This is a genomic window from Halomonas sp. 707B3, assembly GCF_024158645.1.
Taxonomy (GTDB): domain Bacteria; phylum Pseudomonadota; class Gammaproteobacteria; order Pseudomonadales; family Halomonadaceae; genus Vreelandella; species Vreelandella lionensis.
In genome coordinates, this window is sequence record NZ_JAMZBE010000066.1 from 1 (window position 1) to 19825 (window position 19825).

Consider the following 19825-nt stretch of genomic DNA (forward strand, 5'->3'; position numbering starts at 1 on the left):
GGGTGGTACTGCATCTCTAACGCAATCGTTGCTTCATCGATACTGGCGTCGCCGACACGTACCGGAGGCGGAGCGACACCTCCTGGTAGTTGTTCGATATCAATCATCTGCATGTTATTTCTCCTCTAGGCCTAGGCAAGCACAGTAAGTGTTTAGGCGCGACGGCGGACAAGCTGATACCGCCGGGTCACATAGCCAAACGGTACGCTCCACACATGCACCAAGCGCGAGAAGGGGAACAGCAGGATGATGGTTAGGCCGATAAAGATATGCAGTTTGTAGATCCACGACACTTCCTGCATGTAATCCGCCGCACCGCCGCTAAAGAAGACTATCGACTGTGCCCAGCTGGAGAGCGTCAGCATCATTTCACCGTCCATATGGCCTAGCGAGAAGATGATGGTCACCATACCCAGGCACGCCTGTAAAACGATTAAACCCAGGATCAAGGTATCCATCATGCTCGACGACGCCTTTACGCGTGGATTGACCACACGCCGATAGAGCAACATGGCGCCGCCCACCACGCACATGGCACCGGCGATACCGCCGACCACAATGGCAATCAACTGCTTAGTGCCAGCATGTAGGAAAGGCGCGTAGACCCAGTGCGGCGTGAGCATGCCCACCAAATGACCGAAGAAGATAACGATAATCCCGATATGGAACAGGTTGCTGGCCAGGCGCATGTTTTTTGAGGACAGCATTTGGCTGGAGCCAGTCTTCCAGGTGAACTGACCTTGGTCGTAACGCATGAGACTACCGACCAAGAACACCGTACCGGCCAGGTAGGGGTAGTAACCGTAGATCAGATGGGTGAAATAGTGCTCAATCGCGTCGTACATAGCGGTTCTCCTATTAACGATTGGCAGAAGAGGTTGGTGAGGTGGCGCTCATAATGCGAACGGCCTCGCTCTTAACGGTATTCTTGCGCTCGGCAAGACGGCGGCCTTCGGCGGACTGCAGCGCGCAGTCTTCGTCAGAAGTGGCCGAGAAGCGCACCGCTTCTTCTTCCCATACGGCGTCCAATGCTTCGGGGGTGTTATCAGGCGCTTCTTTTTTGACCTGGGGCCGATGCTCTTCGACATCACCCTCTGCCCCAATTAACGCCAACAGTGACATCGGTACCAGGGCGTAATCCGCTCCCCGCTCCTCCAGTCGTGCGGTCAGTAGTGCCAGGATATGGCGTATTTCGCCCAGCCAGCGGCCTATCTCGGCTTCGTCGCACAGCGACAGGTATTCAAGAAACACCGGTAGATGATCGGGCAGTTCACGGGCATCCAACTCGAACCCGGCCGCGCTGTACTCAGCCATAAGATCCACCATGGCCTGACCACGGTCACGGGACTCGCCGTGCACGTGTTCAAATAGCAGCAGCGACGTAGCGCGCCCCTTATCGAACATGGCGACATACTCGGCCTGCAGCTCAAGCAAGTCGCCATCGTTAAGTCGCTGACACCACTCCATTAATGACGACTTGAGAGCCGCCCCCAGGCGGCGCTCGGCATTGAGGATTTCGATAAGCTCGCCACAGGCATCCTGCAGTTCCTGGGTCGGGTAATCGAGCAGGCGGGCCAGTACGCGTAGGCTACGCATACCCTGTAGCGGTTCGAACGACGGCTCTACCGGGGTCGGCGATTGGGTAGCGGCTTCAGTCATGACGAGACTCCTCAAGTTGTGGCTGCGGGTCGAAGACCTCTACCGGCTTCACCAACACGCTGGTCTGCTTTCGGCCATTGAACAGGTTGGGCTGGCTCTCACCGTGGCAACCATCACCAAAGGTAAAGCCGCATCCTCCCCGTTCAGGGAAGGCTTCGGTGGCCATTTCTCGATGGCTGGTGGGGATCACGAAACGATCCTCGTAGTTGGCAATGGCCAGGTAGCGGTACATCTCCTCTACTTGGGCCACGCTCAGCCCGACGGCGTCGAGTACCTCGGCATTAGGAACGCCATCCACATGCTTACTGCGCATATAGACACGCATCGCCATTAAGCGCTTGAGTGCCAGCACCACGGGCTCCTCTTCGCCAGCAGTTAGCAGGTTGGCTAGGTACTTCACTGGAATACGCAGCGATTCAATTTTGGGCAGGATGCCGTCGAATTCCACATGCCCTGCTTCAGCGGCAGATTGAATCGGCGACAGCGGCGGTACGTACCACACCATCGGCAGCGTGCGGTATTCTGGGTGCAGCGGCAGCGCCAATCCCCAGTCGATCGCCATCTTGTAAACCGGTGAGGCCTGGGCGGCTTTGATGACGTTGTCTTGAATGCCATCCCGCTTGGCCTGGGCAATCACTTCCGGATCGTTGGGATCAAGGAAGATCTCGCGCTGGCGATGGTAGAGGTCACGCTCGTCGGGAGAACTTGCCACCTCTTCAATGCGGTCGGCGTCATATAGCAGCACGCCGAGATAGCGAATGCGGCCCACACAGGTCTCGGAGCAAATAGTCGGCTGACCGGCCTCGATACGCGGGTAGCAGAAGATGCATTTTTCGGACTTACCACTTTTCCAGTTGTAGTAGATCTTTTTGTAGGGGCAGCCGGAGATACACATCCGCCAGCCACGGCACTTGTCCTGGTCAATTAGAACGATGCCGTCCTCTTCGCGCTTGTAGATGGCACCGCTCGGGCAGCTGGCTACGCAGGTGGGGTTCAAGCAGTGCTCGCACAGGCGCGGCAGGTACATCATGAAGGTGTTTTCAAACTGGCCGTAGATATCTGCCTGCACCTTGTCGAAGTTGGCGTCTTTGCGCCGCTTGGCGAACTCGGTGCCGAGAATCTCTTCCCAGTTTGGGCCCCATTCGATCTTTCTCATACGCTGACCGGAAATCAGCGAGCGCGGACGTGCCACCGGCTGGTGCTCGCCGATCTTGGCGGTATGCAGGTGTTGATAGTCGAAAGTGAACGGCTCATAGTAGTCATCCATTTCAGGCAGGTCGGGGTTGGCGAAGATATTCGCCAGCACCCGCCATTTGCCACCAATACGCGGTTCAATCCGGCCGTCGTTACGGCGCATCCAGCCGCCCTTCCACTTGGCCTGGTTCTCCCACTCTTTGGGGTAGCCGATACCGGGCTTGGTCTCGACATTGTTGAACCAGGCGTACTCCATGCCTTCGCGACTGGTCCAGACATTTTTGCAGGTCACCGAACAGGTGTGGCAACCGATACACTTATCAAGGTTGAGAACCATGCCTACCTGGGAACGAATTTTCATTTCACGGCCTCCTGAACGCTGTCATTGCCTTCACCATCCAGCCAGTCAACGTGTTTCATCTTGCGCACTAACACGAACTCATCGCGATTTGAGCCGACGGTGCCGTAATAATTAAAACTGTAAGAGAGCTGCGCGTAGCCGCCGATCATATGGGTTGGCTTGGGGCAGACACGGGTGACCGAGTTGTGAATACCGCCCCGCGTGCCGGTGACCTCAGAGCCAGGGACGTTCACGTTGCGCTCCTGGGCGTGGTACATCATCACCATGCCCGCCTTGACCCGCTGGCTGACCACGGCCCGCGCGGCAATCGAGCCGTTGGCGTTGTAGACCTCGATCCAGTCGTTATCCTCGATCTCGATCTCGGCTGCATCCGCCTCGGAGAGCCACACGACAGGGCCACCGCGGTTGAGCGTCAGCATCAGCAGATTGTCGGAGTAAGTGGAGTGGATGCCCCACTTCTGGTGCGGCGTGAGGAAGTTCAGCGCCTTGCTCTTGAAGCCGTTGTCGGCGGGAAGCTGGAAGCCTTTGGCCGCTTTGGTATCGATGGGCGGTCGATAGACCAGCAGGCTTTCGCCGAACGCGCGCATCCAGGCATGATCCTGATAGAACTGCTGACGACCACTCACAGTGCGCCATGGGATCAGCTCGTGAACGTTGGTATAACCGGCGTTATAAGAGACATGCTCATCCTCGAGACCAGACCAGGTCGGGCTGGAGATGATTTTGCGCGGCTGGGCGACAATATCGCGAAAGCGAATTTTTTCTTCATGCTTAGGCGTTGCCAGGTGAGTATGGTCACGCCCGGTAATCTTGGAGAGTGCATCCCACGCTTTTACTGCTACGGCGCCGTTGGTTTCCGGTGCCAGGGTGAGAATCATCTCGGCGGCATCGATAGCGCTGTCGATCAATGGGCGGCCTTTATGCGGGCCATCCAGCTTGCGATGGTTGAGTTTGCCCAGCAGCTCGACTTCTGCATCGGTATTCCAGGCGATGCCCTTGCCACCGTTACCGATGCTTTCCAGCAGCGGCCCAACGGAGGTGAAACGCTCATAGGTTTCGGGATAGTTACGCTTGACCTCAATCAGCGCTGGCATGGTCTTGCCGGGAATCGGCGCGCATTCGCCCTTCTTCCAATCCATCACCGCCGGCTGGGCCAACTCTCCTGGCGAGTCGTGCTGCATCGGCAGCGTGACCAGATCGGTCTCTGCGCCCAGGTGGCCTACACACACCTTGGAAAATGCCTTGGCAATACCCTTGTAAATATCCCAGTCGCTGCGCGATTCCCAGGCCGGGTCGGTGGCGGCAGTCAAGGGGTGAATAAAGGGGTGCATGTCAGAAGTGTTAAGGTCGTCCTTCTCATACCAGGTCGCCGTAGGTAGCACGATATCCGAGTAGAGGCAGGTGGTGGACATGCGGAAATCCAGCGTCACCAGCAGGTCGATCTTGCCTTCCGGCGCCTCGTCACGCCATACGACTTCTTCGGGCTTCTGGCCACCGAAGTCGCCCAGGTCTTTGCCCTGAATACCGTGACGAGTACCCAGCAGGTACTTGAGCATGTACTCATGGCCCTTACCGGAGCTACCCAGCAGGTTGGAGCGCCAGATGAACATATTGCGCGGGAAGTTCTCTGGCGCATCCGGATCTTCCGCTGCAAAGCGCAGTTCACCGCTTTTGAGCTGCGCAACGGCATAGTCGGCAGTCGACATACCCGCGTCTTTGGCTTTTTTCGCCAGACGCAGCGGATTCATACCCAGTTGAGGTGCTGACGGCAGCCAGCCCATGCGCTCAGCACGCACGTTAAAGTCAATCAGGCTACCGGGGTAATCCTCGGCCTTGGCCAACGGCGAAAGAATTTCTTTAATCTCAAGCTTCTCGTAGCGCCACTGGGAGGAGTGGTTATAGAAGAACGAGGTGGAGTTCATATGACGTGGCGGACGCTGCCAATCAAGGCCAAAGGCTAGCGGGGTCCAGCCCGTCTGCGGGCGCAATTTCTCCTGACCCACATAGTGAGCCCAACCACCACCGCTCTGACCGATACAACCACACATGACCAACATGTTAATCAGGCCGCGGTAGTTCATGTCCATGTGGTACCAGTGGTTCATACCGGCACCGACGATGATCATGCTACGGCCGTTGGTTTTATGGGCGTTGTCGGCAAACTCCCGGGCAATACGAGTGCACTGCTCTGCCGAGACACCGGTGATTTTCTCCTGCCACGCGGGGGTATAGGGGCGAATCTGATCAAACGAGGTTGCACCATCATCTTCGCCGTCGCCGACAAAGCCACGGTCGATACCGTAGTTGGCACACATCAGATCAAAAACGGTGACCGCCAGCATGTCGCTACCATCGGCTCTCTTCAAGCGTTTGGCGGGCAAATTGTGGAACAGCAGGTCATCAGCAGCACCGACGCCTGCTCCTTTGACGTGCTCAAAGTGCTCGTGCTCGATGCCACCGAAGTAAGGGAATGCCACGCGCGCGACGCTGTCGTGGTGGTTGACCAAACTCAGTAACGGCTTGATTTCGGTGCCTGCGGCATCCAGCGATTCCAGGTTCCATTTGCCCACTTCATCGCCGGTTTCGCCCCAGCGAAAACCGATGGAACCGCGCGGCACCACCAGTTGGTCACGGGTTTCGTCCCAGGCCACGGTTTTCCACTCGGGGTTGTTTTCTTGGCCCAGCGCGGTGTCGAAATCACTGGCACGCAGTTGGCGGCCAGGCGCAAAGCTGCCGTCTTCGCGCGCCTCCAACTCAACCAAAAACGGCATGTCGGTATAGCGGCGCACGTAGTCGGTGAAGTAGGCGCTGGGGTTCTCCAGGTGGAACTCTTTGAGGATGACGTGCCCCATGGCCATCGCCAGGGCGGCATCGGTGCCCTGTTTGGCGGACAGCCACTCGTCGGTCAGCTTGGAGACTTCGGCATAATCCGGAGTGATCGAGACCGTCTTGGTGCCCTTGTAGCGTACTTCGGTAAAGAAGTGGGCATCCGGGGTACGCGTCTGAGGCACGTTGGAGCCCCAGGCAATAATGTAGCCGGAGTTATACCAATCAGCGGATTCAGGTACGTCGGTCTGCTCTCCCCAGGTCATCGGCGAGGCTGGCGGCAGGTCACAATACCAGTCGTAGAAGCTCATGCAGACGCCGCCGATCAGCGACAGGTAGCGGCTACCCGCGGCGTAGCTGACCATCGACATGGCCGGAATTGGTGAGAAGCCAATGATCCGGTCGGGGCCGTACTGCTTGGCGGTATAAACGTTAGAGGCCGCGACAAGCTCGTTAAGCTCATCCCAGTTACCGCGAACGAAGCCGCCCATACCGCGAGCACGTTTGTACTGTTTGGTCTTGGCGGGGTCTTCGACAATAGACGCCCAGGCGTCGACTGGGTCTGGGTTAGCCTTGAGCGCTTCGCGCCATAGCGCAAGTAGCGGCTTGCGCACTAATGGATACTTCAGGCGATTGGCGCTGTACAGATACCAGGAGTAGCTGGCACCGCGCGGGCAGCCACGCGGTTCATGGTTAGGTAGGTCGGGACGGGTACGGGGGTAGTCAGTTTGCTGGGTTTCCCAGGTGACTAAACCGTTCTTAACGTAGATCTTCCAGCTACAGGAGCCGGTACAGTTCACCCCGTGGGTGCTACGCACTACCTTGTCGTGTTGCCAGCGGGCACGGTAACTATCTTCCCACTGGCGGGATTCGCTGCGTAGTTCACCGTGTTCGTTGGCAAAAGGCTCGCGGGACTTGCGGAAGAAATTCAGCCGATCTATGAAGTGACTCATGGTCGATCTCCAGGCTCCTCGGAAATTTGCATACCCGTCAGTGCGGGTTCCATGGAGTGGATTCTGCGTGATCGACAAGCGAATTACTGCGTGATTACCTCCATATACACCCTGTCTACCCCCAAGGTGATAGAGCGTCCAACGGAAAGGAATAGACGGTGGGCGCTATTGAAATTACACCGTGCGCGACTGCTTGCTGTAGCAAGGCAGGATAGGCTCGCAGGCCTTCAATCACGTTTACATTGCAACTCGCTGAACATTCATACAACATACTTTTTATAGCTGGATTACTCTCGGAGCAAAACGCACTCCATGCATCTCACCCGATTCACCGATTATTCGATACGCGTACTGATCTTTCTTGCTACCAAGGGGGAGGAGCGCTCTACGATTAATGAAATTGCCGAGACGTTTAATATCTCACGCAATCATTTGATGAAAATCGTTCAGGAGCTGAGTCAAAAGAACTACGTTACCGCTATTCGTGGCAAGAATGGAGGCCTACTGCTGACACGTGATCCTGTAACCATTGGGTTAGGCGAGCTAGTACGCGAGATGGAAAACGACATGGCGTTAGTGGAGTGCTTTCATAGCGACAACGCCTGCATCATTACGCCGGCATGTCGCCTTCAACCGATTCTTAATGATGCACTGTTAGCATTTCTAGGTGTGCTCGACCACTATACGTTGGCCGACCTCCTGGGCAATCAACGCTCTCAACTGGCGCAACTTATGCGCATTCCTACTGTCACCGCTTAGCACTCACTAGCCATCCTGCCCGTCGACTCGCGCCTGCATTAACGGCCAAGTGTAATGCACTAGGAATATTGCGTAGGCTACACACCAGAAGATGATGCTTAGCGTGTAGGTCCAGTGGGTAATCTGGGGAAATATCGCCAAGACGGGTGAGCGCACCAAGGCGGCTATTAGCATGAAGCCCAGCGCCACACCCATACCGGGCAGGGTGCGTACGGGGCGGCCCGTATGACCTAGCGAAACCCTGGCCATCATGGCCAGCATCATGGCACCCATGCCACCTATGGTCAGGGCATGTATAGCAAGCTCTGTACGTATCAGCCCCATTAGTGCCAAGACCCACATAATTAGCCCTAGCGGGATGCAGGCGTAGCTGCCGTGGAGTCCCCAAAGTAAAGGTTCGCGCCAGCTGTGCAGCCCACCCCAGCGCGCCATGCGAACAGTATTGGCCAACGCCGCTAAGAGCATCATCCCGCCGATTAATGACGCAGGAATGGCAACCCCCAGCATGATGACCAACTGCAGGATGACAACGCCTGCCGTGCTAGCCAACGTCACTCCTTCAAGTAAAGGAATAGGGTCAGGTTTGGTGCGTCCCAAACGGTTCGCAGTAAACATGCCAATCACGCGTCCGCCAACGACTGTCATCATCAGTGTGATTAACAGCACGGCTAAGTAGGCGGCTTGGCGGATAAGCTCGGCGTCACCCTGCATCACCCCTAAGTGCATCGCCAGATTAGCCGTGGCAAATAGCAGCAGCACAGGTATAAAGATCAAGTTGCGCCACCGCTTTGCAGTGATAACCATACGTGCCATAACAATGGCGACCACCGGCAGAAACACAAGATCAACCGCCAGCAGCAGCCATCCCGGCAAACCCATAGGAAAAGCCATCAGCACCCTACCCAATAGCCATAACACCACCAGACCCAGTAGCGGCACGCCGCTTAAGCTCGGCAACCCAGTCCAGTTACGCACAGCAGTTAGTAAAAACCCCGCTACCACTGCCGCAGCAAAACCAAACAACATTTCATGCTGATGCCAGAACACCAAGCCGCCATAAGGGCGCAGCAAAATAGTGCCATGCCAGAAGCCCAACCACACCAATAGGGACGCCACACTAAACAGCGCGGCCAACAGAAAGAAAGGCCTAAAAGCCAGGCGCATTAATGGCAGATGTTCAGGTTTAGAAGCAGGTTGGGATGAAGTGGTCATTGGCATGGCATGATCCCGACTAAATTACTTGGAAATATAATTGTGCGCCTAGCTATCAACAAAGACCATGACATGCATCAAAAATACATCTTATGACTAGCATTTATAGATCCGCAGCATTAAGATTCATTTTAAATACTTCTTAATAAGCGAGGGATTAACAGTGCTAACACATGAGCAGGAAAAACTGATCAACGCGACAGCTCCCGTCGTGGCCGAACATCTGAATGCGATTACCCAGCGCTTCTATCCGCTGATGTTTACCCGCTACCCAGAGGTCAAACCGCTCTTTAATGAGGTTCATCAGCAAAGCGGTGGGCAGCCCCGAGCCTTGGCCAACGCCGTGTTGGCCTATGTTCAACTACGCAGCAACCCAGCTCAGGCGCGCGCCACGCTGGATATTGTGGTCAGTAAACATGTCTCGCTAGGCATTCTTCCCGAGCAGTACCCCATCGTCGGTGAATGTTTGCTGGCGGCGATTGGTGAAGTACTGGGTGAAGCAGTCACCTCGGAAATCGCCGATGCCTGGGGCGCTCTATATAACGAGCTTGCCGCTCTGTTAATCGACCTCGAAGACCAGCGCTACCGTGAGTTTGAGCAGCGCCCGGGCGGATGGCGCGGCACACGCCGTTTCAAGATTGCCAGTACCCAGCAGGAAAGTGCTTTAATTCGCTCTTTTATCCTTGAGCCCGAGGATGGAGGCCGTGTGGCTGACCATGAGCCAGGTCAGTATATCGGTGTACGTCTAACCATTAATGGCGAGCTGGTTTATCGGCATTACAGCCTCTCAGACACGCCGAATGGCAAAAGCTATCGAATCTCGATCAAACGTGAAGAACAGGGCCAAGTCAGTCGTCATTTCCATGATGTCTTACAACCAGGCGATATCTTGGAACTGTTACCGCCAGCAGGTGATCTGACGCTGATTGAAGGTGACGAGCCTCTGCTGCTTGCCAGCGGCGGCGTTGGTCAAACGCCCCTGCTTCCCATGGCGCGCCATGCCTTATCCCTTGGGCGGCAAGTCATCTATCTACACGCTGCCCTGGATGCCGACCACCAGGCCTTTAAAGGCGAATTAGAGGCGCTGAAGAGCGAGTATCCTCAACATCTTAAGGCTGTCCGTATTCATGAGCGTGGTAACGAAGCCGAACATATTGGTCGTATCGACCGCAGCTTATTAGCTCACTACCTGCCAGACCTTAAGACACGCTGTTATTTCGTGGGCCCTCAAGGATTTATGACGGCGATTAACAGCGCTTTGTCTGAACTGGGTGTCGACGAGGATCGCCGACACTTCGAGCACTTTGGCCCCTCGCGCCCTCTCGAAGCAGCCTGACATCTGCCCTCTGATTAGAGTTTATGGTTTAACGTTTTTGTAATTCTCTCATGAGGCAACAAAGGACGAAATTGCCCAAGACTCATGCTAACCAGGATAAAGGGCTGTGGCGAATAGCGGCCCCCAACATGTAGGCGAAGATGGCCACCGCCACAACGGCGGCTATGGCGCGCGCCTTGGGCGTTGGCCCGCGTTTAATCACGATGGAGCCAACGCCAATATAGGCCAGCAGCGCCAGCAGTTTGGCGCCAAGCCAAGGAAGCTGCCAGGGCCACACGGAAAGCAACACCATCAAGGTCACCCCCAGCCCCAGCAAGGCCGTGTCGATGAGATGGGGCAGCACCTTGATCCAGCGGGCGTTAAGGTGGGGGCTTTCCCGCACCGACCACCAGGCGCGGACCACGAAAAGCGTAATACTCAGCGCAGCGGCCGTCATGTGCAGGTGCTTGATGAGAAAATAGTGCTCCATAGTAGCCACCCCTAGCCAACGTTAACCGCATCACCGTGATGATTGAAGGCGAGGAAGGCGGTGATATTACCCATTTGCAGCGACTCCATCATGCGCTGGAGCTGCCGTTCAACTTCGGTGTCATCTTCTGGATCGTCCATTGCCGCAGTGAAGACTAGATCCCATTCGATTTCGGTACGGCGAGACTCCTCGACCAACGCCGCCATGCTGCTCAGTTCCTCCGTCGACTTATCTACACATATCACAGGCACCAACACGCCTCCTTCTCCCTGTTCAAAGCGACGGCGCTGCTCGGCATCAGGGAAATCGGGCAGTTCTGCGCGAACGAACACAAACAGCAGCCGCTGGGGCTTAGGTTGTTTACGCGCTTCCTGCAGTAAATCGGCAAACGTTGCTATAGTCATAAAATTGGCCTTATCGCTAGTAATTAAGAATCAATAGGTAAGAATGAGCAGGTAAGACTAGTAGGTGGCGTTACTCGGGTGACTCTACAAAAAGCCATAGCAACAGCATTATCATGAACAGTGGGATCAGCAGACTGAATGGCGCTGCGCGCCAACCATAGGCTTGAACGACCAAGGGCGCCATCCGCAAGGAAAGCCCTACCCCTGCCGCTAAGGCCAGACAAAGTCCCACACAAATATGCACCCAACGACTAAGCATCCAGCCTTTGGCGTGGGCAATACCAGTGGCAATCATCGCGCCTCCTAGCCCAAGCCCAATTCCCACCATCAGAAATTCCCACGGCTGGTTCGCCACCCCGAACCAGCCCAAGGCTAGTGCCAGTCCCAACAGCAGCCACTGCATCAAGCTGCACGTGCAACTTCGACGAGCCAGACACCATGTCGGCCACGCCAACAGAAGGCCACTACCCAGCGGCAGCAACCCATAAACGGGATGAATCGCGAGCAAGGTGTAGAGTGTCCAGCTAGCCACCGCCAGGGAGCTTGCCAGCGGCATGAGCAGCATGGCGACCAGCAGCTGATAGCCATTGACTGGCTGTGTTGATGTCTCCAGCATCGGAGGTGGAACGGGTGAAGGCATAGCGTTTCCCGGCGAGGGTATGAAGACATCAGCAGACATGTAAGAATTGTCTGTAAATACCGGGTGTAGGTCAAAAAGCATCAGAGGTAGTTCAGCTAACCCTAAAGGGATAGCCCTCGTATCAAGATGCAGACAGCGCCACACTCCCTTACCTCTTCCGCGCTATCGGAACTACTATGAAATTACTTCAACGTTCCCTGGTGGCTCGCATTATTGCGTCGCTGCTCGCCATTAGCGGTATGGCACTCATCAGCATCACCCTGACCATTGCAATGTCTAACAGCAGCCGTGGTGACGCTGCCGCGATTAATGTCGCCGGCTCATTACGCATGAATGCTTATCAGATCATGGGGGCCTTACAGCGCCTGGAGTATGCCCCCGAGGAAACCAGCGAAGAGCAACTAGCCAGCTTGGTGGCGAGCTTTGATCAGCGTTTGAATGGCACAACCTTACAGCAAACCATCCCAACTGATGACCGCCACGAGCGCCGCCGTCAACTGGAGAAACTCCAGACCTACTGGCAGCACACGCTTCGCCCGGCACTAGAAATACCGTCCTCCGCTACAGCGCTTGACCTGGATACGCTGGAAATGATGATCGTTGCAATGGTCAATGACATCGAAGTGCTAGTGACCTACCTGGAACAGAGCACTGAGGCCAAGGTGCGCCTGCTTGGCATGATGCAAGTCCTCTTTTTAGTGCTGATCGCTATTGTAGTCGCAATCGCTCTCTACGATGTTCGCTACAATCTGGTAGTGCCTTTGCGTCAACTGATGGTGCTTGCCCGCGAGGCAGCACATCGTAATTTTAAGCCGCGCTCAGAACTGCGTGGCAATGACGAGCTGGCCTTGCTGGGCCACACCTTTAACAAGATGTCTGCCGAGTTGGCGACCAGCTACGCCGCGTTGGAAGACACCGTATCGCGCAAGAAACAAGAGCTTGAACGCAATAATCAGGCGCTGCAGGTGATGCACGATGCCAGCCGTTCGCTGTATGGCGGCGGTAACGACCTTTGCTCTAGCGCCGCTCCCATGCTGCGTGAACTGGAAAAGCTGTTGAACATTGGGCCGATACGTCTTTCGCTAAACGACCCTTTTGACCAACGGGAAATGCCGGTACTGGAAACTCACTCGCGCACCCGGCCTGAGTATTGTCGCGACCAGGAATGCCACGCCTGCTTGATTGATCCTCGCCCCCTGGAGTTGGTGGCCAAGAACCAGTCGCAGTGTTTACTGTTACCTATCAGCGTAGGCGATACGCTGCTCGGCACACTGGAAGTGTGGTATCCCCAGGAGCGGCTCAACGATAGCACCCGTCGCCTGCTTACCATGTTAGCCGACCAGCTAGCCACGGCGGTGTACCTGCAGCGGCGTATCGAGGAGCAGCAACACGTCACGCTGATCAACGAGCGAACCACTATTGCGCGCGAACTGCACGACTCTCTAGCGCAATCACTCTCTTATCTCAAGATGCAGGTCGCCCGACTCGAGCGCATGCAGCAGAAAGAAGCCACCCGAGAGGCGCAGTCTGCGGTATTCGACGAGCTACGTACCGGTTTAAACAGTGCTTATCGTCAACTGCGTGAGCTACTCACCACGTTCCGGCTCAAACTTGAGGGGCCGGGGCTGCAATTTGCCTTGCGCCAGACCGTCGAGGAGTTCAGCCAGCGTATGGGGGTAACGGTCAACCTTGATTACGATGTGCCGCCTTACCTACTTAACCCCAACGAAGAAATTCACGTGCTGCAGATCATTCGTGAAGCACTGGCCAATACTCATAAACATGCCCAAGCCCACTGGGCTGCCGTGACGGTGCGCTTCGCCGATGCTCAATTGCTGGTTCGCATTGAGGATGACGGCATCGGCCTGGTAGACGATAGTTCGCCGCCGATGCACTACGGTTTGGTGATCATACGTGATCGGGCCAACACGCTGAACGGGGAGTTGATCATCGCCAACCGCCCCGCAGGAGGTACTGGTATTGAGATACTCTTCACTCCGTTGACCGCTCGCTTAATTCAGCAGCAACCTGTTACGGCTGCCCCCGACTCTCACTTAGGTACAGGGACTTCTTAATGACGCTGACCACTGCCAATGATACACCCGCCAGTCTGATGATTATTGACGACCACCCACTACTACGGCGTGGCGTAATACAGCTGCTTGAACTAGAAGACGATCTTGAATTGGTTGGCGAGACGGGCGACCCAGAAGAAGGCATTGCACTGGCCCTCAAACTTGAGCCTGACCTGGTTTTACTTGATTTAAACATGCCGGGCGTTAATGGCTTAGAAGCCTTGCGCCGCTTGCGGGAAGCCAATTATAGCGGCCGAGTGGTGATGTTCACTGTTTCCGATCATGAGGATGATGTGGTCGCGGCGCTGCGCAACGGTGCCGATGGATACCTGCTAAAGGATATGGAGCCTGAAGACATGGTTCGCCAGCTGCGTCAGGCTGCGCTAGGCCGCATGGTCATCAGCGAAAGCCTGACCGCCCTACTCGCTGAAGCCCTGCGTAATCAGCGTAATGCGCCCACCACCCCGGATATTCACAGCCTAACGCAGCGTGAACGCGAGATACTGCAGCAGCTTGCTGGCGGCCTCTCCAACAAGCTCATTGCGCGCAAGCTGGATATTACCGAAGGCACGGTCAAGGTTCACGTCAAGCACCTGCTCAAAAAGCTCAACTTGCGTTCACGTGTTGAAGCCGCCGTCTGGGCAGTTCAAGAAGGTATCGATCACTAGTCGATTCTGTGTGGTTACCTCCAAAGACTCCCAGAGTACTTTTGCTCTCACCCACCTTTACCCCCTCTCGATTTTTTCTCTTTAAAATCAATGGTACTTGGCTTTTCAGCGACTACCTCTCAAGAGGTATGTCGCTGATTTATAGGTCATTTCCCTTAGTTTCCCAATCCCCTTTGCAAGCGTATCTTGCCCTCTAACTGCTACATGCAGACTGCTACATGCAGACAGGTTTGACGCCAAGGGGAAATCGCCATGAGCAAGAGAAACGCCGACATTGAGAAGTGGGATGTCGAAGACGCCCAGTTTTGGGAGCAGGAAGGCAAACAGGTCGCCAATCGCAACCTATGGATATCCATTCCCAGCCTGCTGATGGGCTTTGCTGTCTGGATGATGTGGGGAATGATCACCACCCAGATGCAGAACCTAGGTTTTCCATTCACGGTTAACCAGCTATTTTCCCTGACGGCGCTTGCCGGTCTAGCGGGTGCCACACTGCGCATCCCAGCATCGTTCATGATCCGCATCGCTGGCGGGCGGAACACCATCTTCCTGACCACCGCGCTGTTGATGATCCCTGCGGCCGGAACTGGTATCGCCTTGATGAACCCAGGCACGCCGTTTTGGGTTTTCCAGGCGTTGGCACTACTTTCCGGTATCGGCGGTGGAAACTTCGCTTGCTCGATGAGCAACATTTCTACCTTCTATCCCAGCAAGCAGCAAGGTTACGCCCTGGGTATGAATGCGGGCCTCGGCAATTTCGGCGTCACCACCATGCAGATTGTCATCCCGCTGGTAATGACCGTCGGCATTTTCGGCGCTATGGCCGGATCGCCAATGGAATTGCAAAGCGCTAGCGGTACGTTGATCGGCCGAATCGAAGCAGGTACCGATACCTGGATACAGAATGCGGGCTTCATCTGGCTCGTGTTTCTGATCCCGCTAGCGTTCGCCGGTTGGTTCGGCATGAACAATCTACGCACTATTACGCCCAACCCTGGTTCGCCGCTGGCGGCTTTCAGCAAAATATTAGGCCTCTACGGCGTAGGCCTGGTGACCGCCATCGTCGGTATGTTGGCACTCGGCTGGCTTAATATGTGGATTGCCCTGCCGCTAACTATCGTTCTGACCCTTGTATTGTTGCGCCTGATTCCTGGCGACATCAAGCCTAATATTCAGAAGCAGTTCGCAATATTTTCCAATAAGCACACTTGGTCAATGACCATCCTCTACATTCTAACCTTCGGCTCCTTTATCGGCTTCTCTGCGGCTCTGCCGCTTTCCATCAATGTCATTTTCGGCAACATGATGGAGGCGACAGCCGATGGCACGCTGATTCGCGTGGTCAACCCCGAAGCACCCAGCGCGTTGACCTGGGCTTGGATAGGCCCCTTCGTGGGCGCCCTCATCCGCCCATTGGGTGGCTGGATCTCCGATAAAGTGGGCGGCTCCATCGTCACCCAAATCATCTCTGCGGTCATGGTGGTCGCCTCTATCGCCACCGGCTACGTGATGATGCAGGCCTATAACGCCACCGACCCGAACCAATACTTTTGGCTATTCCTGCTGCTCTTCATCGTGTTATTCGCCGCCAGTGGTATCGGCAATGGCTCTACTTTCCGCAGCATCGGCGTGATTTTCGATCAGCAGCAGAAAGGCCCGGTACTAGGCTGGACCTCTGCCGTCGCTGCCTATGGCGCCTTCATCGCCCCGCGGGTAATGGGCGAGCAAATCCAGGCCGGCACACCGGAACTTGCCATGTACGGCTTTGCGGTCTTCTACGCCATCTGCCTGGTCATCAACTGGTGGTTCTACCTACGCACAGGTGCCTACGTTAGGAACCCCTGATCTAAGTTAAGAACCCCTAAATAGGGCTTGCTTCTTTACGCCCGGAGCCAAGCTCCGGGTCTTCATCCCATACCCCACTGTGGGAGGACACCATGAAAATCATGATTGCCTATGACGGTTCGCGAAACGCCAAGCTGGCTCTAGCTCAGGTCGTCAATATGTTCCGCTGTAACCAACCTCTGCTGGTACTGGTCGGCGTGGTGGAGAATCCACTCGACGCTACCGATAACAACGAGGCGCTTTTTCAGCAGGAGCACGATGAGGTTAAACGGCACCTTCAAGAGGGTGTGGCACTCGCCATCGGCGAGGGCTTCCAAGCCGAGCAGCTTCTAGCCGAAGGGGATGCGCGCAAGATGTTACTGCAGGCCACTCGCAAACTCTCGCCAGATCTACTGGTCATTGCTCGCCATAGCCATCAACCGGACGGCGGCATCATCGCCAAATCGTTGACTTATTTCGTCGATGAACTCGACTACATGACTTTCGGCAGCGTCAGCTCATTCCTGGCCCGGCGCGCCGAGTGTCCCTTGTTGATCCTACCCAGCCCTTAATCAGCCTCTAACCACATTTGGGACACAGGACGATACGACCATGAAAGTTTCCGCTGTATTCAAGTTTCGCAGCCCTGAAATCCGGGCCTTGCACCTGACCTGGATTGCTTTCTTTATTACCTTCTATGTCTGGTTCAACATGGCGCCGCTTGCATCGAGCATGCTCAAAAGCGTTGATTGGCTAACTACAGACGACCTCAAGCTATTTGCGATCTGCAACGTCGCCTTAACGATTCCCGCTCGTATTATCGTAGGCATGGCGTTGGACCGCTTTGGTCCACGCCGGGTGTTCTCGGTACTGATGGTCAGTATGTCGATCCCTGCGCTGGCATTTGCTTTCGGTAATACGATGACGCAATTACTGGTGGCACGCCTAGTGTTAAGCTCTATTGGCGCCAGCTTCGTAGTTGGTATCCACATGACAGCGCTATGGTTTAAGCCCAAGGACATTGGCTTTGCCGAAGGCTTCTATGCTGGCTGGGGTAACTTCGGTTCCGCCGTGGCAGCCATGTCACTGCCGACTATCGCTCTAAGCATGTATGGCGGTCCCGATGGCTGGCGCTGGGCAATCGCCCAGAGCGCTATTGTTATGGCCGCTTACGGTGTTTACTACTGGTTCGCGATTACCGATGGGCCGGATGCCCAGGCCCACCGCAAGCCACGCAAGACCGCCGCCATGGAAGTGAGCTCCTGGGGCGATATGATCAAGCTGATCATCTGGACAATCCCATTGGTCGGTGTACTCGCCTTCCTGGTCTGGCGCATCCAGTCTATGGGCTATTTATCCGTCTCTGGCGCGGTCATCGCCTACCTAGTCATCGTGGCGATTGTTATGTATCAGATCATTCAGATCCTGCGGGTCAACCTGCCGATTCTACGCAAGGGGGTGCCTGAGGACGACAAGTACTCGTTCAACAGTGTAGCCGCGCTTAACAGCACTTATTTTGCAAACTTCGGCGCTGAGCTGGCGGTGGTATCGATGCTGCCCATGTTCTTTGAGGAGACCTGGGGGTTGAATGCCGCCACAGCTGGCCTGATCGCGGCATCATTCGCTTTCGTCAATCTGGTGGCCCGCCCCATGGGTGGCATGGTGTCTGACCGCATGGGCAACCGGCGCTTCGTGATGCTTTGCTACATGTTTGGCATTAGCGTTGGGTTCTTGCTAATGGCGATGCTTAACTCTAGTTGGCCGCTATTTTTAGCGATTCTCGTCACTATTGGCACCTCGATTTTCGTACAGGGCGCCGAAGGGGCAACCTTTGGGATTATTCCCTCCATCAAGCGCCGCATCACCGGGCAGATCTCCGGTATGGCAGGCGCCTACGGGAACGTTGGCGCGGTGGTTTACTTAACCATCTATACCTTTGTCACACCCACGCAGTTCTTCTACATCATCGCCACCGGCGCATTCATCAGCTGGGTGATTTGCCTGGTATGGCTCAAAGAGCCGGAAGGTGCTTTCGATGATGAGTACTACGTCTCGTCGGTTGACCGTGCCATTGAAGAGCAATACTTGCAGGATGCCAAACTCTGAAAGTCCCCACGCCCTAGATAAGTAAGGATTCCCTATCCCCTATTCCTACCCGTCCCCCTCTAGGTTCGGGTAGGCTTTTTTGATTCCACTTCTCGACCACTGTTGCCCAGGCATGAGCCAGCGGCAGAAAACTGCGTTACCATAAGTGCCTTCTCGGAATAAAGCTCCCCTTAAATCACTAGCAAGAGTGAAGAGTAAAGGACCGTCCCTAGCATAAAAGGCCATAGCCGACTCTGCCGTTCCTCTGGAAGCTCCTCCTTGAGCACATTAAGCACTACACCTCCTGCCAAGAACGCGAACAACATGCTCGTCGCCGCCTCTTCCACTTCTATCCATTGTCCAGCACACCAGCCAATGATGACGGCTAACGCTAAAACCCAACGTCCCTTGCGTAGATAAACGTCACGATGACGGGCCACTAACCCGTAATCATTGACGAGGAAGTGGAAGGCCATAGCCAAGGAATATAAGGCCAATTCATGCAACGACGTCTCTCGATAGACCAAAAGATAGCCGACCAAAGCGTTATAGAGGGCAAATGTTCCGATGTGCAACCAGAACATACGCTTGCCCGAGTGGGGGTAAGTCTCGCTATCAGGTGAGCCAATCTGCATCTTATTCTGCGAGACCCAATGTTCAAGCCCATAGAATAAGGTCAGGCCCACTAGAGCTATCAAATAAGCGTGGTGCTCTAAAAAAGCCACAGCACCCTGTCCACCAATGGCTTCCTGTGCTTCCTCAAGTTCAGGAAAGACATGCACAAACACATACGAAACAGATATGCCACCGGCAAATGAGAGCCAGGCACTGCGTGGCCAAGCTTGGAGAAAGCGGATGTTGCCCGCAACGAGGTGGACGATAGCCAACCCCACTATGAAAAATATCTGGAACCACATAAGCAAATCTTATATTAAAAGGCTAAAGAACTGCCCTTGTTGCACATGAGAACTCTCCAACTTTAGATTAAGGAATCTTGCTTTCAGTAGCGATTAACAAAGCTGTCCATTTAATTTTTTTTAAAAATTATTATCTAACATCACCGTGTGAGAGACGCGGCTAGGGCTCCTGCTGTAGCTTTTTTAACTGCTGATAAGAAGGCCAACTTACCTATGCGGCTGGTAACATTTTCACGCTCAATGCGATATTTTTTTGAAATACTGCTTAGTCTCTCCAGCAAATTCAACGTCATTAATAGCTTAAGACTTTGAAGTCAGGAGCATAGGGGGGGGGGGAACTTTACCTTTAACCTGAATCCGTGAGACCGGCCCCCGGAAGCACTTCTAACCCACTGACCTGCATGGCAATATAGCCATTATCGCCATTCACCCAGACAGTGCCA

At 55.0% G+C, this 19825-nt stretch carries 16 protein-coding genes; 7 read left to right on the forward strand and 9 right to left on the reverse strand.

Annotated elements, in window-relative coordinates; translation table 11 throughout:
* Positions 1-152: 152 nt before the first annotated feature.
* The 4 genes from narI to BIS10_RS10345 are packed head-to-tail and all read right to left on the reverse strand — an operon-like array spanning position 153 to position 6993.
* Positions 153-845, reverse strand: a complete 693-nt coding sequence (gene narI / locus BIS10_RS10330) for a respiratory nitrate reductase subunit gamma (protein ID WP_008958046.1) — start codon at positions 843-845, stop codon at positions 153-155.
* 13 nt (positions 846-858) lie between these two features.
* Positions 859-1659 (reverse strand): nitrate reductase molybdenum cofactor assembly chaperone, encoded by an 801-nt coding sequence (gene narJ, locus BIS10_RS10335; protein ID WP_008958047.1) that lies wholly within the window; start codon positions 1657-1659, stop codon positions 859-861.
* Positions 1652-3214, reverse strand: coding sequence for a nitrate reductase subunit beta (gene narH, locus BIS10_RS10340; RefSeq protein WP_008958048.1), 1563 nt, complete (start codon positions 3212-3214; stop codon positions 1652-1654). The genes narJ and narH overlap by 8 nt, the downstream gene beginning before the upstream one ends.
* On the reverse strand, positions 3211-6993 hold the full coding sequence (locus BIS10_RS10345; RefSeq protein ID WP_253505038.1) for a nitrate reductase subunit alpha: 3783 nt from the start codon (positions 6991-6993) through the stop codon (positions 3211-3213). Before BIS10_RS10345 ends, narH begins: the two co-directional genes overlap by 4 nt.
* 312 nt (positions 6994-7305) lie before the next feature.
* Here BIS10_RS10345 and BIS10_RS10350 point away from each other — a divergent pair, with 312 nt between their 5' ends.
* Entirely contained in the window at positions 7306-7752 is a 447-nt protein-coding gene (locus BIS10_RS10350; protein ID WP_083023284.1) for an Rrf2 family transcriptional regulator, read from the forward strand.
* Positions 7753-7758: 6 nt separating this feature from the next.
* Here BIS10_RS10350 and BIS10_RS10355 read toward each other — a convergent pair whose 3' ends face one another.
* Positions 7759-8970 (reverse strand): NnrS family protein, encoded by a 1212-nt coding sequence (locus BIS10_RS10355; protein WP_253505041.1) that lies wholly within the window; start codon positions 8968-8970, stop codon positions 7759-7761.
* A gap of 157 nt (positions 8971-9127) precedes the next feature.
* On the opposite strand from BIS10_RS10355, the gene hmpA reads away from it, so the two are divergent.
* Complete coding sequence (gene hmpA / locus BIS10_RS10360) at positions 9128-10300, forward strand: NO-inducible flavohemoprotein (RefSeq protein ID WP_253505043.1); 1173 nt, start codon at positions 9128-9130, stop codon at positions 10298-10300.
* A gap of 82 nt (positions 10301-10382) precedes the next feature.
* On the opposite strand, the gene BIS10_RS10365 is transcribed toward hmpA, so the two are convergent.
* The 3 genes from BIS10_RS10365 to BIS10_RS10375 form a co-directional block, all read right to left on the reverse strand.
* Positions 10383-10769 (reverse strand): SirB2 family protein, encoded by a 387-nt coding sequence (locus BIS10_RS10365; RefSeq protein WP_253505046.1) that lies wholly within the window; start codon positions 10767-10769, stop codon positions 10383-10385.
* 11 nt (positions 10770-10780) lie between these two features.
* A complete protein-coding gene (locus tag BIS10_RS10370; RefSeq protein WP_083023288.1) occupies positions 10781-11173 on the reverse strand; it encodes a ribonucleotide reductase subunit alpha in 393 nt (130 codons plus the stop codon).
* 70 nt (positions 11174-11243) lie between these two features.
* The gene (locus tag BIS10_RS10375; RefSeq protein WP_253505049.1) at positions 11244-11813 is read right to left on the reverse strand and encodes a hypothetical protein; all 570 of its coding nucleotides are present in this window, start codon (positions 11811-11813) and stop codon (positions 11244-11246) included.
* Positions 11814-11989: 176 nt separating this feature from the next.
* Between BIS10_RS10375 and BIS10_RS10380 the strand changes: the two genes are divergently transcribed.
* From BIS10_RS10380 to BIS10_RS10400, 5 genes are all read left to right on the forward strand, one after another.
* Complete coding sequence (locus BIS10_RS10380) at positions 11990-13888, forward strand: type IV pili methyl-accepting chemotaxis transducer N-terminal domain-containing protein (protein ID WP_083023289.1); 1899 nt, start codon at positions 11990-11992, stop codon at positions 13886-13888.
* On the forward strand, positions 13888-14556 hold the full coding sequence (gene narL / locus BIS10_RS10385) for a two-component system response regulator NarL (protein ID WP_083023291.1): 669 nt from the start codon (positions 13888-13890) through the stop codon (positions 14554-14556). The genes BIS10_RS10380 and narL overlap by 1 nt, the downstream gene beginning before the upstream one ends.
* Before the next feature lie 252 nt (positions 14557-14808).
* Positions 14809-16401: an antiporter gene (locus BIS10_RS10390; RefSeq protein ID WP_253505052.1), complete on the forward strand. Its 1593-nt coding sequence runs from the start codon at positions 14809-14811 to the stop codon at positions 16399-16401.
* 92 nt (positions 16402-16493) lie between these two features.
* Positions 16494-16952 (forward strand): universal stress protein, encoded by a 459-nt coding sequence (locus tag BIS10_RS10395; RefSeq protein ID WP_083023294.1) that lies wholly within the window; start codon positions 16494-16496, stop codon positions 16950-16952.
* A 40-nt stretch (positions 16953-16992) separates the two neighbouring features.
* A complete protein-coding gene (locus BIS10_RS10400) occupies positions 16993-18486 on the forward strand; it encodes an MFS transporter (protein WP_083023295.1) in 1494 nt (497 codons plus the stop codon).
* Positions 18487-18656: 170 nt separating this feature from the next.
* Here the strand turns inward: BIS10_RS10400 and BIS10_RS10405 are convergent, their stop codons facing one another.
* Positions 18657-19382 (reverse strand): ZIP family metal transporter, encoded by a 726-nt coding sequence (locus tag BIS10_RS10405; protein WP_253505055.1) that lies wholly within the window; start codon positions 19380-19382, stop codon positions 18657-18659.
* Between the last annotated feature and the right edge of the window lie 443 nt (positions 19383-19825).

Bases quoted from the DNA above. Each gene is read 5' to 3' on its own strand.
- narI (WP_008958046.1), bottom strand. From the start codon at position 845: ATGTACGACGCGATTGAGCACTATTTCACCCATCTGATCTACGGTTAC.
- narJ (WP_008958047.1), bottom strand. From the start codon at position 1,659: ATGACTGAAGCCGCTACCCAATCGCCGACCCCGGTAGAGCCGTCGTTC.
- narH (WP_008958048.1), bottom strand. From the start codon at position 3,214: ATGAAAATTCGTTCCCAGGTAGGCATGGTTCTCAACCTTGATAAGTGT.
- BIS10_RS10345 (WP_253505038.1), bottom strand. From the start codon at position 6,993: ATGAGTCACTTCATAGATCGGCTGAATTTCTTCCGCAAGTCCCGCGAG.
- BIS10_RS10350 (WP_083023284.1), top strand. From the start codon at position 7,306: ATGCATCTCACCCGATTCACCGATTATTCGATACGCGTACTGATCTTT.
- BIS10_RS10355 (WP_253505041.1), bottom strand. From the start codon at position 8,970: ATGCCAATGACCACTTCATCCCAACCTGCTTCTAAACCTGAACATCTG.
- BIS10_RS10365 (WP_253505046.1), bottom strand. From the start codon at position 10,769: ATGGAGCACTATTTTCTCATCAAGCACCTGCACATGACGGCCGCTGCG.
- BIS10_RS10370 (WP_083023288.1), bottom strand. From the start codon at position 11,173: ATGACTATAGCAACGTTTGCCGATTTACTGCAGGAAGCGCGTAAACAA.
- BIS10_RS10375 (WP_253505049.1), bottom strand. From the start codon at position 11,813: ATGCCTTCACCCGTTCCACCTCCGATGCTGGAGACATCAACACAGCCA.
- BIS10_RS10380 (WP_083023289.1), top strand. From the start codon at position 11,990: ATGAAATTACTTCAACGTTCCCTGGTGGCTCGCATTATTGCGTCGCTG.
- narL (WP_083023291.1), top strand. From the start codon at position 13,888: ATGACGCTGACCACTGCCAATGATACACCCGCCAGTCTGATGATTATT.
- BIS10_RS10390 (WP_253505052.1), top strand. From the start codon at position 14,809: ATGAGCAAGAGAAACGCCGACATTGAGAAGTGGGATGTCGAAGACGCC.
- BIS10_RS10395 (WP_083023294.1), top strand. From the start codon at position 16,494: ATGAAAATCATGATTGCCTATGACGGTTCGCGAAACGCCAAGCTGGCT.
- BIS10_RS10400 (WP_083023295.1), top strand. From the start codon at position 16,993: ATGAAAGTTTCCGCTGTATTCAAGTTTCGCAGCCCTGAAATCCGGGCC.
- BIS10_RS10405 (WP_253505055.1), bottom strand. From the start codon at position 19,382: ATGTGGTTCCAGATATTTTTCATAGTGGGGTTGGCTATCGTCCACCTC.